Source organism: Nitrospirota bacterium (assembly GCA_016235245.1).
Classification (GTDB): domain Bacteria; phylum Nitrospirota; class Thermodesulfovibrionia; order Thermodesulfovibrionales; family UBA6898; genus UBA6898.
The window spans coordinates 1-15,857 of record JACRLO010000029.1 but is presented as its reverse complement, the minus strand read 5'-3'; the positions used below and the strand labels follow the sequence as shown (position 1 = coordinate 15,857).

15 protein-coding genes, 1 tRNA gene and 1 pseudogene are annotated in these 15,857 nt (G+C 47.6%); 6 read left to right on the top strand and 11 right to left on the bottom strand.

The annotated features are described in order from the left end of the window. The first annotated feature begins 5 nt into the window (after positions 1–5). From HZB31_12485 to HZB31_12460, 6 genes are all read left to right on the top strand, one after another. Positions 6–533: an OmpH family outer membrane protein gene (locus tag HZB31_12485; GenBank protein MBI5848736.1), complete on the top strand. Its 528-nt coding sequence runs from the start codon at positions 6–8 to the stop codon at positions 531–533. 75 nt (positions 534–608) lie between these two features. After that, positions 609–1,637: a UDP-3-O-(3-hydroxymyristoyl)glucosamine N-acyltransferase gene (lpxD, locus tag HZB31_12480; protein ID MBI5848735.1), complete on the top strand. Its 1,029-nt coding sequence runs from the start codon at positions 609–611 to the stop codon at positions 1,635–1,637. Then, on the top strand, positions 1,634–2,065 hold the full coding sequence (gene fabZ, locus HZB31_12475; protein MBI5848734.1) for a 3-hydroxyacyl-ACP dehydratase FabZ: 432 nt from the start codon (positions 1,634–1,636) through the stop codon (positions 2,063–2,065). Before lpxD ends, fabZ begins: the two co-directional genes overlap by 4 nt. A 3-nt stretch (positions 2,066–2,068) precedes the next feature. Then, on the top strand, positions 2,069–2,848 hold the full coding sequence (lpxA, locus tag HZB31_12470; GenBank protein ID MBI5848733.1) for an acyl-ACP--UDP-N-acetylglucosamine O-acyltransferase: 780 nt from the start codon (positions 2,069–2,071) through the stop codon (positions 2,846–2,848). Beyond that, positions 2,839–3,669, top strand: a complete 831-nt coding sequence (gene lpxI, locus HZB31_12465; GenBank protein ID MBI5848732.1) for a UDP-2,3-diacylglucosamine diphosphatase LpxI — start codon at positions 2,839–2,841, stop codon at positions 3,667–3,669. The genes lpxA and lpxI overlap by 10 nt, the downstream gene beginning before the upstream one ends. A 5-nt stretch (positions 3,670–3,674) precedes the next feature. Continuing rightward, entirely contained in the window at positions 3,675–3,959 is a 285-nt protein-coding gene (locus tag HZB31_12460) for a hypothetical protein (protein ID MBI5848731.1), read from the top strand. Between the two features lie 264 nt (positions 3,960–4,223). Here the strand turns inward: HZB31_12460 and rpoC are convergent, their stop codons facing one another. The 11 genes and pseudogenes from rpoC to tuf form a co-directional block, all read right to left on the bottom strand. Continuing rightward, positions 4,224–8,330: a DNA-directed RNA polymerase subunit beta' gene (gene rpoC / locus HZB31_12455; GenBank protein ID MBI5848730.1), complete on the bottom strand. Its 4,107-nt coding sequence runs from the start codon at positions 8,328–8,330 to the stop codon at positions 4,224–4,226. A gap of 1 nt (position 8,331) precedes the next feature. Next, positions 8,332–12,420 carry a DNA-directed RNA polymerase subunit beta gene (gene rpoB, locus HZB31_12450; GenBank protein MBI5848729.1) on the bottom strand — a complete coding sequence of 1,363 codons (4,089 nt, stop codon included), beginning with the start codon at positions 12,418–12,420 and terminating at the stop codon, positions 8,332–8,334. A gap of 82 nt (positions 12,421–12,502) precedes the next feature. Then, positions 12,503–12,731: pseudogene (locus HZB31_12445) on the bottom strand (ribosomal protein L7/L12). 25 nt (positions 12,732–12,756) lie between these two features. Further along, complete coding sequence (gene rplJ / locus HZB31_12440) at positions 12,757–13,275, bottom strand: 50S ribosomal protein L10 (protein MBI5848728.1); 519 nt, start codon at positions 13,273–13,275, stop codon at positions 12,757–12,759. A 226-nt stretch (positions 13,276–13,501) separates the two neighbouring features. Next, the gene (locus HZB31_12435; GenBank protein MBI5848727.1) at positions 13,502–14,191 is read right to left on the bottom strand and encodes a 50S ribosomal protein L1; all 690 of its coding nucleotides are present in this window, start codon (positions 14,189–14,191) and stop codon (positions 13,502–13,504) included. A 13-nt stretch (positions 14,192–14,204) separates the two neighbouring features. After that, complete coding sequence (gene rplK / locus HZB31_12430; protein MBI5848726.1) at positions 14,205–14,633, bottom strand: 50S ribosomal protein L11; 429 nt, start codon at positions 14,631–14,633, stop codon at positions 14,205–14,207. Between the two features lie 36 nt (positions 14,634–14,669). Then, entirely contained in the window at positions 14,670–15,197 is a 528-nt protein-coding gene (gene nusG, locus HZB31_12425) for a transcription termination/antitermination protein NusG (GenBank protein ID MBI5848725.1), read from the bottom strand. Between the two features lie 6 nt (positions 15,198–15,203). Beyond that, positions 15,204–15,389, bottom strand: a complete 186-nt coding sequence (gene secE / locus HZB31_12420) for a preprotein translocase subunit SecE (GenBank protein MBI5848724.1) — start codon at positions 15,387–15,389, stop codon at positions 15,204–15,206. A gap of 20 nt (positions 15,390–15,409) precedes the next feature. Next, a tRNA-Trp gene (locus HZB31_12415) sits at positions 15,410–15,486 on the bottom strand. Positions 15,487–15,494: 8 nt separating this feature from the next. Then, positions 15,495–15,647 (bottom strand): 50S ribosomal protein L33, encoded by a 153-nt coding sequence (gene rpmG / locus HZB31_12410; GenBank protein ID MBI5848723.1) that lies wholly within the window; start codon positions 15,645–15,647, stop codon positions 15,495–15,497. Positions 15,648–15,649: 2 nt separating this feature from the next. Next, positions 15,650–15,857, bottom strand: a 208-nt coding sequence (gene tuf, locus HZB31_12405; protein ID MBI5848722.1) for an elongation factor Tu, incomplete at its 5' end; no start/stop codon positions are given.

Here is a 15,857-nt window from a genome sequence, read left to right as displayed (position 1 = left end):
ACAGCATGAGAAAAATAGCATGGTTCGTAGTGATTATTTTATTGGTAACCGGCACATCCTTTGCAGCAGACACTCTTAAAGTCGGATTTGTTGATCTCGTTAAGGCGCTTAACGAATCTGAAGCAGGGAAAAAAGCAAAGGCAGATCTTGAGTTTCTGATCAAGTCAAAACAGGTCTCAATAGATGAAAAAGGCAAGGCAATCGAAAAGGGGAAAAATGATCTTGAAAAACAGGCCTCCGTACTTTCTCAGGATGCCAGGAAATCTAAAGAGGAAGAGCTGGAGCGCCTGATCAGGGAATATCAGCGGCTTGTTTCAGACTCTCAGGGTGAGGTAAAGAAAAAAGAAAGCGAGCTAACAGGCGAGATATTAAAAGATATTCGTGCCATTATTCAGAAGATAGGGCAGGACGAGGCATATACCCTTATTCTTGAAAATGCTGAAGGTCAGATTTTATACTCTAAAAAGGATATCGACTTGACTGATGCAGTCATTAAGAAGCATAACGAAACAAAGGTTAAAGCAAAGAAATAAATATACGCTGACATAATTCCAGAAAGCCTCCTTTTCCCGAGGAGGCTTTTTTATCTCACTGTTTCAAAAGGCTCTATGAATATTAATGAGTTTGCAAAGATCGTCAACGGCGAGGTTATTGGTGGAAACCCCGAGAAAGTCGTTACCGGGGTTTCCGGTGTCAGAGAGGCTGGCGAAGGTGATATAACCTTTATTGCATCACCCCAGTATCTTAAGTATCTTGTCAACTCACGAGCTTCTTGCGTCATTGTAAAGGAAGTCATTCCCGACCTTTTCATTGCACAGATCAAGGTCATGAATCCTTATTATGCCTTTGCAAAGGCAATTGAGTGCTTTTATCCCAAAACCCCGCATCCTGTCACAATCAGTTCGGAGGCCTCTATTTCAGAGAGCGCTTTAATTGGAAACGGCGTGACGATCTATCCTTTTGTTGTGGTATCTGCTCATGCGATTATTGGAGACAACTCGGTCATTATGCCTGGGGCTTTTATCGGAGAAAATACGAGTATCGGCAGGGACTGCCTTATCTATCCGAATGTAACGATCCGGGAAGGAATAACTATCGGAAACCGGGTTATAATTCATGCGGGCTCGGTCATCGGATCCGACGGGTATGGCTATGTACTTGAAAAAGGGGAGCATTACAAGATCCCCCAAGTTGGTGGAGTAGTCATCGAAGAAGATGTAGAAATTGGCTCAAATGTCTCAATCGATCGGGCGACCCTCGGCAATACTCTCATAAAAAGAGGGGCAAAAATTGATAATCTGTGTCAAATTGCCCATAATGTTTCAATCGGAGAAAAATCTCTGATCGTTTCTCAGGTCGGTATAGCAGGCAGCACGGAAATCGGGGATTTTGTTATTCTTGGTGGTCAGGTTGGGGTAGGAGATCACACTACTATTGAGTCTGGCACAAGTGTGGCTGGGGGCGCAGGAGTTATGAATAATAACCTGAAAAAGGGTGTCTACTCGGGGACCCCTGCCATACCTCATGCCAAATGGTTACGGGCGCAGGCATTGTTTGCAAAGTTGCCAGAGATGAATAAAAAGATCAGGGAACTTGAGGAAAAAATGGACCGTCTGGTCAAGGGAGAAACCTTATGATGAATATTACTGATATTATGAAAAAGCTGCCGCACAGATATCCGTTTTTACTCGTTGACAGAATTATCGCGATGGAGCCAAGCGTCAGTATAACAGGAATAAAAAATGTAACCATCAACGAGCCTTTTTTTCAGGGGCATTTCCCTGGACAGCCGATCATGCCCGGTGTTCTCATCATTGAGGCGATGGCACAGGTGGGCGGGGTACTTGCGTTTAGTACCAGCTCGGAGGCGAAATCCGTATTTTTTATGAGTATTGAAAAGGCTAAATTCAGAAAGCCGGTTGTGCCCGGCGATCAGCTGAAAATGGAACTGAAGGTTATCCAGCATCGTGGTAATGTCTGGAAGCTCTCGGGGGTAGCAAAAGTTGATGACAAGGTCGTAGCTGAAGCAGATCTCACCGCAATGCTCACGAATCAGGAAGCCTGAAACATGAAATCATCGATCCACAAGACAGCAATTATTGACCGTAAGGCCAAAATAGATTTGGGCGTCGAAATCGGCCCCTTCAGTATCGTCAAAAAAGGCGTGCACATTAAGAAAGGCACAAAGCTTTTGTCGCACGTGATTATTGAGGGCAATACTGATATAGGAGAGAACTGCACTTTTTATCCTTTTTCGAGCATTGGATTCCCGCCGCAGGACCTTAAATACCGGGATGAGTCTACAAAACTGATTATCGGGGACAACAACATTGTTAGGGAATATGTAACGATTCACAGGGCATCAGTTGGCGGAGATGAAACGACTACAGTCGGCAGCAACAACTATCTCATGGCATACGTCCATATAGCTCACAATTGCAAGGTCGGAAATTATATCGTCATGGCAAACGCTGCAACTCTGGCAGGTCATGTTGTCGTAGAAGACTTTACTATCATTGGTGGACTTTCTGCTGTACACCAATTCTCACGAATTGGACGATATGCCATGGTGGGTGGTCTCAGCGGCGTAGTTCAGGACATCCCGCCTTATATGGTCGCAGCAGGCTCACGTGCAAAGCTTTTTGGTCCTAACACCATTGGCCTAAAAAGGCACGGTTTTTCTGATCCGGCAATAACTGCGATAAAGAAAGCATATAAAATTCTTTTTAGGGAGAAACGGCCGCTCAAGGATGCGATCAAAAAAGTCCAGGAGGATTTTAGCGGCTTTAAAGAGATAAAGCACCTTGTCGAGTTTATTGAAAAGAACAAGCGCGGCATATGCAGATAGCTTCAAAGCTTGGCCTCATAGCGGGAAATGGAGAGCTCCCAAAGGCAGTTGCTGAAGAGGCTCGGGCAAAGGGATATGAAGTCATTGCTGCAGGGCTTGAACCGCTGGCAGAAAGAGACCTTGCCTCTGTTGTCGATAAAATTAAGTGGATCAATGTTGGTAAACTCGGCGAGCTTATACGCTTCTTGAAAAAATCAGGAGTAAAGGAAGCTGTCATGGCCGGCAAGGTCCCAAAGTCCCTGCTCTACAAAAGCAGGATTACGCCGGACCTTAGAGCAATGAAGCTCCTTTTTTCGCTGAAGGATAAAAGCGACGACTCTATTCTCCTGGCCCTGGCAAAAGAATTACAAAAGGAAGGGATTACCCTTCTAAACACCACTGATTTCACATCCTCACTGCTTACTCCCGAAGGTGTAATTACCAGGGAAGGCCCAACCGAAAACGAATGGAAGGATATTGCTTTTGGCTGGAAGATTGCCAAGGAGATCGGGAGGCTTGATATCGGTCAGACTGTTGTGATTCGAAATCAGGCTGTTATGGCCATTGAGGCCATAGAGGGAACTGACGCAGCAATCAATAGAGGCGGCACGCTGGCAGGAAGCGGAGCCGTCGTCATCAAGGTCAGCAAGCCTCAACAGGATATGCGTTTCGATGTGCCGGTCGTCGGACACGCTACGCTCAGGTCAATGATTGATGTGCAGGCACGGGTACTTGCAGTTGAGTCGGGCAAGAGTATTATCATAAATAAAGAAGAACTTATTAAAGGGGCCGAAAAAGCCGGCATTGCAATTGTCGGCGTCAGCGATACGGCAACGAGGTGATGGACATGAATAGCAGATCGATCTTTCTCATGCTTCTTACAGTACTTCCCCTGAGCAGCATCTTTGCTTCTGATACCCACGCAGTAACACGCACACAGTTTTGGCCCAAGATGTGCGCCTCCTGCCATGACGGCAAGACTGCCATATCAAAAGAGGCGATGAGGGAAAAACATCAGACGGTCACTGCCTTTACCGAGGCGGTCATGAACAAAGGTGACCGTTGCATGAATATTCTGAAGAACGACAAAAAGATGATCAAAAAAGTCGCCAAAGAAATTGGTCTGAAATAACAGTTATTTAGTTGTTACAGTTCAGCATCTAAATATTATATGCAAGAGCAGTTCCCATGATATTCCCTTGATTCTTGATAACCCACAATTTTATATCCTGATTCCATCTGCCTTTAGCTGCCTTTGTGGTGCAGGGGTGGGTTCCCCGCTTCACTGAAGGATTACTGGCTGTCGTATATCTCCCCTTCCTTATGGGTTTGGACAAAAAAATCCCCCTGAAGCCCATTTAACGTAGGCTCCCAGGGGGATTTTGTGTGGTGTTACTTACTCAGCAATCGCTGGAGTCTCCGGAACAACAGGGACTTGTTCCCTCTGGACAAACGTGTTGCGATAATGTTTCATGCCTGTACCTGCGGGGATAATTCTGCCCATGATAACATTCTCCTTCAATCCGCGAAGCTCATCAATGCTGCCGTTGATCGCTGCCTCAGTAAGAACCCGGGTCGTCTCCTGGAAAGACGCTGCCGAGATGAAACTGTCCGTAGTAAGCGACGCCTTGGTAATTCCCAGAAGCAGGGGCTTACCCTGTGCAGGCTTGCCGCTTTCAGCCTTGACCCTCATATTTTCATCCTGAAATGCGATTCGGTCAACCTGCTCACCAATAAGGAAAGCCGTGTCTCCGGAATCCTCAATTCTCACCTTCTTCATCATCTGGCGCACGATCGTCTCGATATGCTTGTCGTTGATCGAAACACCCTGCAACCGGTACACCTTCTGGACCTCATCGACAAGGTAGCTTTGAAGCTCTCTTGGCCCGAGGATATCGAGGATGCTATGGGGGTTGACAGCGCCATCCATAAGTGCCTCGCCAGCTTTAACCCAATCACCTTCATGCACACTTACATGCTTGCCTTTGGGGATATCGTATTCCTTTGTGACCTCGCCGCCTTTAACAACAACGACGCGCTTGCCTTTGAGGGCACTCCGGAACTCGACAATGCCGTCAATCTCAGAAACAACTGCCTGTTCCTTTGGCTTCCGCGCCTCAAAAAGCTCGGCAACTCTCGGAAGACCGCCGGTAATATCTTTTGTTTTTGTTGTCTCCCGAGGCATTTTGGCAAGGATGTCTCCGGGATAGACAATGCTATGCTTGTCTACAACAATATGAGCTCCTGAAGGCAGCTGATACCGCGCAAGGTTTCCCGTACTTGGAATCTTAAGCGTAGCTTTTCCATGTTCATCCTTGATCGAAATTCTCGGCCGCATGTTCACAGGGTATTCAATAATAACCTTGTGGGAAAGACCGGTCGTTTCATCCACCTCTTCTTTAACCGTCACGCCTTCAACAATATCGCCAAGAGCAATTCTACCGCCAACCTCAGTAAGAATAGGCACTGAGTATGGATCCCATTCGACCAGCTTTTGGCCAATCTCAACTCTCTTGCCCTCCTCAACATGGAGTTTGGCGCCATAGACGACAGAATACTTCTCGCGCTCTCTGCCTTTTGAATCCGTGATCGCAATGTTGCCGTTTCTGTTCATGACAACATGGAAACCCTCACGGTTCTTGACAGTATTAATATTGATAAACTTAACAATCCCTGAATGCTTTGCCTCAAGAACAGTCTGTGCAACTACTTTTGACGCTGTTCCACCGATATGGAACGTTCTCATGGTAAGCTGTGTCCCGGGCTCACCAATGGACTGTGCCGCAATGATGCCGACCGACTCGCCAATCTCAACATAGCCGCCTCTGCCCAAATCTTTGCCGTAACACTTTGCGCATACACCAAACTTGGATATGCAGGTGAGAACTGACCTGATCTTTACCCTGTCTTTTGGTGCTTCAATGATCGCCTTTGCGATTTCTTCAGTAATCTCGTGATTCCTCTTTACGATAATGACTTTATCCTGATCCTTGATATCCTCGACCGAATATCTGCCAATCAGTCTCTCCTCGAGCTGCTGGATGATCTCACCACCCTCAATAAGGTTGGTCACTTCGATGCCGTCCGTGGTGCCGCAGTCGTCCTCCGTAATGAGAACATCCTGCGCAACATCAACAAGCCTTCTGGTGAGGTAACCGGAATTTGCTGTTTTCAATGCCGTATCAGCAAGACCCTTACGCGCTCCGTGCGTTGAAATAAAATACTGAAGGGGCGTAAGGCCTTCCCTGAAGTTTGCGGTAATCGGCGTCTCAATAATCTCGCCTGAAGGCTTTGCCATCAGACCTCTCATACCCGCAAGCTGTCTTATCTGAGCAGTACTTCCTCTGGCGCCAGAATCGGCCATCATGAAAATACTATTAAAAGACCTTTTTTCCTGAAGTTCTTCCTCTGAAGCCATCTTCTCATCCTCAGCGCCGAGTTCCTTCATCATCTCATCAGCAATGCGCTCAGTAACATTTGCCCATATATCAATGACTTTATTGTATCGTTCACCCTGGGTAATGAGTCCTTCGGCATACTGGTTCTGCACCTCCATAACGTCCTTCTCGGCCCTGCCTATCATCTCTTTTTTCTTGACCGGGATATGCATATCCGCCATGCAGATAGAGATGCCTGACTTCGTCGCAAAATGGAAGCCGAGCTTCTCAAGTTTATCAAGAAATACAACGGTTTCACGCCTTCCAACCCTCTTGTATGAATCCTCGATAATCTTCGAGAGGGCCTTCTTGGTCATATCCTTATTGATGTCCTCAAAGGCGATACCCTTTGGCACGATCTCAGAAAAGAGCACTCTTCCCGTTGTCGTCTCCGTCATTACGCCATCGATACGCACCTTAATCTTTGAATGCTCGCCCAGTCGTCCGGCATCATAGGCAACTCTGACATCCTGAGGATCAGAGAAGACCATGCCTTCACCCTTGCCTCCCTTTCTCTCTTTCATGAGATAGTAGATGCCAAGAACCATATCCTGTGTCGGCAGAAGAATGGGCTTGCCATTGGCAGGAGAAAGCACATTATTAACTGACATCATCAGAACTCTCGCCTCGACCTGAGCTTCTATCGAAAGAGGAACGTGAACAGCCATCTGATCACCATCAAAGTCCGCATTGAATGCGGTACAGACAAGCGGATGGAGTTTAATAGCTTTACCTTCCACAAGGATAGGATCAAATGCCTGAATACCGAGCCTGTGCAGGGTAGGAGCACGGTTGAGGAGCACCGGCGTGTCCCGGATCACCTCTTCAAGCGCATCCCAAACCTCGGGAGACTCTTTCTCAACAAGCTTTTTTGCAGCCTTTATCGTAGTTGCATATCCCCTTTCCTCAAGCTTATTGAAGATGAATGGTTTGAAAAGTTCAAGTGCCATTCTTTTGGGAAGCCCGCACTGGTGAAGCTTCAGATCCGGCCCTACAACGATTACCGATCTGCCTGAATAGTCGACTCTTTTGCCAAGGAGGTTCTGCCTGAACCGTCCCTGTTTGCCTTTAATCATATCGCTCAGGGACTTGAGCGGTCTTTTTGTGGCTGTCTTGAGCACCTTGGATCTGCGGCCGTTATCAAAAAGCGCATCAACCGCTTCCTGGAGCATTCTCTTTTCGTTCTTAATGATGACACTCGGTGCCTTGAGTTCAACAAGCCTCTTGAGCCTGTTGTTCCTGTTGATAACCCGTCGATAAAGATCGTTCAGGTCTGATGTCGCAAACCGGCCACCCTCAAGAGGAACGAGAGGTCTGAGATCAGGAGGCAGAACCGGGATAACATCCATAATCATCCAATCAGGCTTGTTCTCTGACATTCTGAACGCTTCGACAACCTTCAGTCTCTTGGTAAGCTTCTTCTTGACTCCGATTGAGGCAGCTTCCCTGATCTTGGTCTTCAGTTCAATACTGAGCGGTTCAAGATCTATGGCTCTGAGCAATTCTCTTATAGCCTCTGCTCCCATGCCGACCTTAAACCTGGTCCCATATTCAGCGAACTTCTTTTTATGCTCATCGTCAGTAAGAAGTTCTCTGGCCTTAAGAGGCGTATCTCCGGGATCAATAACAATGTAGCTTTCGAAATAGAGCACCTTTTCAAGATTCCTCATGGTCATGTCAAGGAGAATTCCAATGCGGCTCGGAACACCCTTTAGAAACCAGATATGGGCGACCGGACTTGCAAGCTCAATATGGCCAAGTCTTTCCCGCCTCACCTTCGACTGAATGACCTCTACGCCGCACTTGTCGCAGACAATACCGCGGTGCTTCATTCTCTTGTATTTTCCGCAGATACATTCCCAGTCTTTAATAGGACCGAAGATCTTTGCGCAAAAAAGGCCATCTCGCTCGGGTTTGAATGTACGATAATTGATCGTTTCTGGCTTCTTTACTTCGCCGTAGGACCATTCCCTGATCCTCTCAGGCGATGCAAGCTTTATTCTCATTGCTTCGAAATCAGTCGGATTCTTAGGCTTTTGGAATATGGAATAAATATCTTCTGTCATCCTATTCCCCCTTCTTCTTTTTCTCCAGAAGCTCTATATCAAGACCAAGGCTCTGGAGTTCTTTTATTAATACATGGAATGACTCGGGCACACCTGGCTCCAGGGTTGCATCACCCTTCACAATCGCCTCATACATTCTTGCCCTTCCTGAGACATCGTCGCTCTTTACCGTCAGAAACTCCTGAAGTGTGTGGGCAGCGCCGTATGCCTCCAGCGCCCAGACTTCCATCTCACCAAGTCTCTGCCCGCCAAACTGCGCCTTTCCGCCCAGAGGCTGCTGAGTAACCAGAGAATACGGGCCAATGGATCTTGCATGGAGTTTGTCGTCAACGAGATGATGGAGCTTGAGCATGTACATGACGCCAACTGTTACTTCACGTTCAAAACGTTCTCCTGTTTTGCCATCATAGAGCACTGTTTGGCCTGTTTTTAATATTCCGGTCTTCTTAAACAGCTTCCGTATCTGCTCTTCTTTTGTGCCTTCAAAAACAGGAGAAGCGATAAAAATACCATTCTGCGCAATATCTTCCGCAACCGTTGCGTCTATCTCGTCGATATAGTCATTCAATTTTCTTTTGTCTTCAATTACATCCGAGATTACATCGCCCACGCACTTCTTTACCTCAGCAAGTGACTCCTGCCTGTCGAGAAGTTCCCTGACCATCTTGCCGACAGCTTTTGCAGCCCAGCCCAGATGGTTCTCCAGAATCTGTCCGACATTCATACGGGACGGAACACCCAAAGGATTCAGGACAACGTCAACTGGCGTGCCGTCAGGGAGAAAAGGCAAATCTTCTTCCGGGACTACGGTAGCGACAACACCCTTGTTTCCGTGCCGTCCCGCCATCTTATCACCAATCTGAATCTTGCGTTTCATCGCAATATAGCATTTAGCGAGCTTGTTAACGCCGGGAGGGAGTTCGTCACCCTTTCTGATCTGTTCTACTTTCTGGTCATATCGCTTTTCAAGATCGCGCACATACTGGTTTGAATCGTTATTGATGGTGTCGATTTTAGCCTGCACGCTGTCATCCATGACCTTGATGCGCATCAGATGTTCGTCCCTGATGTTCTGAAGGTGCTCTTCAGTCAGAGTCTTTCCTTTTGCGCAGATTATCTCCTTGGTCTTGGAATGCTTTACCTCTTCTGCCACGCGCTGACCGATAAAAAGTTGGCTCAGCTTTGCCGATTTCTCTTCCTTGATGATCTTGATCTCTTCCTCGAGATCACGCTGGAGCCTCTGGATATCGTCATCTTCAATGCTCTTTGCCCTGCCATCCTTGGCAATGCCCTTCCGCGAGAAGATCCTGACATCAACCACCGTTCCTTCGATGCCTGGCGGCACATAGAGACAGCTCTCTTTGACCTCCTCTGCCTTCTCGCCGAAAATAGCCCTCAGCAGTTTCTCTTCAGGGGTAAGCTGCGTCTCCCCTTTCGGGGTAACTTTTCCGACAAGGATATCTCCAGGTTTAACCTCAGCGCCAATCCTGATGATACCGAACTCGTCGAGGTCCTTGAGAGCTTCCTCGCCCACATTTGGAATATCCCTGGTTATCTCTTCAGGTCCCAGCTTTGTTTCCCGGGCCTCAATCTCGAACTCCTCAATATGGATAGAGGTATAAACATCCTCCTTAACCAGACGCTCACTCAGGATTATTGCATCCTCAAAGTTATAGCCGCCCCAGGGCATAAATGCCACAACCACATTTTTCCCCAAGGCAAGATCGCCGCGGTCAGTTGACTGACCATCTGCGAGGACATCTCCTTTTTTTACTAAATCTCCGACTCTCACAATCGGCCGCTGGTTGATACAGGTGGCCTGATTGGAACGTTGAAATTTCACAAGTGGATAGATATCAACTCCGGCGCTATTGCTTACTCTTACGACGATGCGGGTTGCGTCGAGGCTTTCTACCTTCCCGGCTCTCTTTGCCAGAATAATGGCTCCGGAATCTTTTGCGGCCGCGAACTCCATCCCTGTGCCGACCAAGGGAGCATCAGGATGAAGAAGGGGAACTGCCTGACGCTGCATGTTCGATCCCATGAGCGCCCTGTTTGCATCGTCATTCTCAAGGAACGGGATAAGCGCTGCAGATATACCGACAACCTGCTTGGGAGATACGTCCATATACTGCACTTCCTGGGGTCTCACCATCCTAAAGCCGCCGCCTTCACGGGCAGATACATGATCACCGATTAACTTTCCGCTTTTGTCATACGGTGACGTTGCCTCTGCAATAATAAACTTCTCACCTTCAATGGCAGAGAAAAATTCTACTTCCTCCGTAACCTTGCCATCAGAAACCTTCCGGTAAGGCACCTCAATAAATCCATAGTCATTAACCCTCGCGTAGGACGCAAGCGACGTAATGAGACCGATATTGGGGCCTTCAGGTGTCTCAACAGGACATATTCTTCCATAGTGCGTAGGATGAACGTCCCTGACTTCAAAACCTGCCCTCTCACGCGTGAGACCGCCCGGCCCGAGGGCTGAGAGCCTCCGCTTATGGGTAATCTCGGAAAGCGGATTAGTCTGGTCCATAAATTGACTGAGCTGGCTTGATCCGAAAAATTCTTTCACCGCCGCCATTACGGGCTTTGCATTAATAAGGTCATGCGGCATTGCATTTTCAAGCTCGGTAAGCGTCATCTTCTCCTTGATAGCCCGCTCCATCCTCACGAGTCCGATCCTGAACTGGTTTTCCAGGAGCTCGCCAACGCCGCGAATTCTCCTGTTGCCAAGGTGATCAATATCATCGACCTCGCCCTTTCCGGTCCTGAGACTGAGGATATATCTGACAATCTCAATAACATCCTTATCCGTAAGCACCTTCACATCAAGAGGAGTATCAAGGTTAAGCCGCTTGTTAAGCTTCAATCGTCCAACAGGCGAAAGATCATACCGTTTAGGATCAAAAAACAGCCCGTTAAACAGGTCCCGCGAGGATGCCTGCGTTGGCGGTTCACCCGGCCTGAGCTTCTTATATATCTCGATAAGTGCCTGATCCTGCGTTCTCACCTTATCTGTTAGGAGCGTATCGCGAAGCGACGAAAGGTAGCTCACATTATCAATGAAAAGCAGATTGAGCGTATCGATTTTTAGAGAAAGGATTTTATTAAATATGTCTTCTGTAAGAATTTCGTTTCCCTCCAGGATAACTTCTCCTGTTGTCGGGTCAACAATGTCCTTCAGGGTAATCCTTCCGATGATCTCCTCTTTTGTGGTTGTTATGGTTTTTATCCCGGAAGCTTCCATTTTCTTTATGGAGCCCTTGGTGATCTTCATACCCTCTTTGACAATCACTTCTTTCGTTCCGGGAGCCACAATGTTCTGATGGGCTTTGAGTCCGACCAGAACTTCGCTCACCTCACGGGTAAATATATTGCCCTTAATGCTTATCGTCTCTACAGGATAAAAGATCTTCAGGAGCTCCTCGTTTGAATAGCCAAGGGCCTTAAGCACAATGGTGGCAGGGAGCTTCTTCCGTCTGTCAATCCTTACATACAGAATATCTTTTGCGTCAAATTCAAAATCAAGCCAGGATCCGCGGGATGGAATCACTCGCGCAGAATAAAGCAACCTTCCGCTTGCATGGGTTTTGCCCTTGTCATGGCTGAAGAATACACCCGGTGAACGGTGAAGCTGACTGACAATGACACGCTCTGTCCCGTTGATGACAAAGGTGCCGGTCTCGGTCATAATTGGCATTTCACCGATATAGACGTCTTGTTCGCGGGACTCTTTCAGCTTCTTCTTCCCGCTTGCGTCGGCCTCAAACATATTAAGCTTCACACTGATTTTGAGCGGTGCGGCACAGGTGATTCCCTTCTGCAGGGCTTCGCGAACAGTATACTTCGGCTCACCAACATGGTAGCCGACAAACTCAATCTCGGCAGTCTCGTTATAATCACTTATGGGGAACACGCTGACAAAAGCAGACTGCAAGCCCATGTCCCTGCGTTTTCCTATGGGGAAATCCTTCTGCAAAAACTGCTCATAGGATCTCTTCTGTATCTCAATAAGATTTGGAACTTCAAGGAATTGGGGAACCCTGCCAAAATCCAATCTCTTTCTCAGTACCCTTGCCATATGTCTCCTTATCGTAGTAAAGGCAAAGGTAGAGACGGCATTCCTTCCGCCTCTACCCGTTTACAGCACCTTTATCCTGATGTTATTTTATTTCTACGCCCGCACCCTGCTCTTCAAGTTTTGCCTTCATGGAATCGGCTTCTTCTTTCGTCACGCCGGTCTTGAGCGGCTTGGGAGCTCCGTCAACAAGATCTTTTGCCTCTTTCAGGCCAAGGCTGGTATCTCTCTTCAAACTCCTTGATGAACTTGGACATGTCAAGGATCGTCATGCTATCGATAAATTCAAAAACCTGTTCCTTCGTAATAGACATTATGCAAACCTCCTTAGAATTATGGTTAATTGTTCTTTTTTGATTTCAGCGATTCCATAGCATAGGCAAAGCCGGTGACGGTAGCAGAAAGCGCTCCAGCCAGTTTTGCCATCGGAGCCTGAAGTGCTCCAGCCAGCATCGAAAGCAGTACTTCTCTTGACGGCAGTTCTGCAATAGCCTTCAGATCCTTTGGACCATACAGCTGTCCTTCAACCACAGCTCCCGTTACTTTAAGCTTCTCGTTTTTCTTGACAAAATCAAGCACTCTTTTAACGGCAAGCACGGGATCGTCATAGCCGATGGCAAGGCCGACCGGGCCTGTAAACACATCAGCAGCAACAGAGAAACTCGTTTCCTGCGAAGCAATTTTGGCAAGAGTGTTCTTCACAACACTGTAGTCGATAGAAGAACTGTTCAACAGTCTTCTCAAATCAGTCATCTCGGCAACCGTCATACCTTTGTAATCAGTAAAGACAACAGACCTCGCCTTCGAGAATTTGTCTTTCAGATCAATAATTACCTGTCCTTTTTCTTGCTTTTTCAGATGAGACCTCCTTTCCCAGAGACCCTGGCAGGCACGTGAATATCAGATGCGGACAAGATATATGGGAAAGCGTAGCGATTTTTCGCCTTTTTCCCCATACCTGAATCTCTTCTCATCCCTCTTAGCCTCGGTAGGCACGCTATCCCTGATTTCCCAGGAAAGCAGATTACGCTTTCACACCTACTGTCTCTGACTATTATATGTTTGGACTATGTCCGTGTAATGACTACTTTGTTGAAACCGTTGTAACGTCAACCCTCAGGCCAGGACCCATTGTCGAAGATACCGAGATCCCCTTCACATATCTGCCCTTGCTTGTTGACGGCTTTGCCTTGTTCACAGAATCAATAATAGCCTTTGCGTTATCAAGAAGCTTCTGTGCATCAAATGAAACCTTACCGATCGGCACATGCACAACACCTGCCTTTTCGGTCTTGTATTCTACCTTTCCTGCCTTAATCTCCTTCACAGCCTTGGCAACATCAAAGGTAACGGTGCCGAGTTTCGGGTTCGGCATCAAACCGCGGGGGCCGAGAACCTTTCCGAGTTTACCGACGACACCCATAATATCAGGGGTTGCAACGACCTTGTCAAAATCAAGCCATCCCTTATTAATCTTCTCGACAAGATCATCGGCACCCACAAAATCTGCGCCGGCCTGTTTTGCCTCAAGCTCCTTTTCGCCTTTGGCAAAGACGAGGACCCTAAGCGTCTTCCCCGTTCCGTGAGGCAGCACAACGGTGCCCCTAACCATCTGATCGGACTTCCTCGGATCAACGCCGAGATTGAAGACAATGTCAACCGTCTCGTCGAACTTGACAAATGCAAGTTCCTTTACCTTCTGTATCGCATTTTCAAGGGAATACTCTTTCCCCTTTTCGACCTTTTCCAGTGAAGCATTCATTTTCTTGCCCATAGAGATCTCCTCGCTATTCCACGACTTCAACGCCCATGCTCTTGGCTGTTCCTGCAATGATTCTCATTGCAGCATCCAGAGAGTATGCGTTGAGGTCAGGAAGCTTTGTTTGTGCTATTTCCTTCAGTTGCGCTGTTGTAAGCTTGCCGACCTTATCCTTGTTCGGCGTACTCGAACCCTTTACTACACCTGCCGCCTTTTTGATAAGTTCAGATGCCGGCGGCGTCTTGGTAATGAACGTAAACGTTCTATCTTTATATATGGTCAGCACCACCGGGATAATGGTATCCCCCATGGGCGCTGTCTGGGCATTGAATGCCTTGCAAAACTCCATGATATTGATGCCATGTGGGCCGAGTGCCGGACCTACCGGTGGAGCAGGAGTTGCCTTGCCTGCTACAATTTGAAGTTTAACCTGTCCTGTTACCTCTTTCTTAGCCATTGTCTATCCTCCTGCTGTTATGCAAAACACATTAAATTACTGGTTTTTTTCGACCTTGAAGAAGTTCAGTTCGACCGGCGTCTGCCTTCCGAATATACTCACCATGACCGTAAGCCTTCCATGGTCCATATCAACTGTCTCTACAAAGCCGTTGAAGTTGCTGAACGGCCCATCAACGATCCTGAGATTTTCACCCTTCTGATACTGGGTCTTGATCTGGGAAACAGGACCGCGCTCCACCTGCTGCATGATAAGGTCAACTTCTTCTATCGGAATCGGGACAGGATTCTGGCCTCCGACAAAACCGGTGACCCGCGGAGTGCCCTTAACCAGATGCCATGTTTCATCATCAAGCTCCATCTCAACAAGAATGTACCCCGGATAGAACTTCCGGTCGCTCTCTTTTTTCTTGCCTCCCCTGAGCTCGATCACTCGCTCCGTAGGAATAAGAATCTTGCTGATCTTCTCTTCGAGGCCCTTGGTGGTGACTTTCTCCTCAATGGAAACCTTCACCTTCTCTTCGAAGCCGGAATACGTATGCACTACATACCAGTTTTTTGCCATAGTCTATTACCGGAGAGCCAATCCGACTATCTTAGCAAGGGCAAGATCGACTACCCCGAGGAATACGGAAATCACCATCACGGTAATGATCACAACCCATGTTGACCCGATCAGCTCCTCTCTGTTTGGATACACGACCTTCTTTGTCTCGATCTTAACTTCATTGAAAAACTGCTTTATTTTCTCAATCATGCATTCTTCCTCGCTTTAGTTGGCAGGCCAGGAGGGATTCGAACCCCCAGCCCTCGGATTTGGAGTCCGATGCTCTAGCCGTTAGCGCTACTGGCCTATACTCATCTACGCTTTCGTTTCCTTGTGAACGGTATGTTTCATGCAGCTTCTGCAGTATTTTTTCCGCTGAAGCTTATCCGTTGTGTTCTTCTTGTTCTTCATGGTCGAATAGTTCTTATTTTTGCATTCGGTGCACTGGAATAAAAATATATCTCTCATGGCTAAACCATGACCTCGGTGACGACACCGGCACCAACCGTGCGACCACCTTCTCTGATTGCAAACCTCAATTCCTTCTCCATCGCGATCGGCGAAATCAGCTCTACCGTCATACTGACGTTGTCACCAGGCATTACCATCTCCACGCCCTCAGGCAGCTCTGCTACTCCGGTCACGTCCGTGGTCCTGAAGTAGAACTGCGGCCTATAG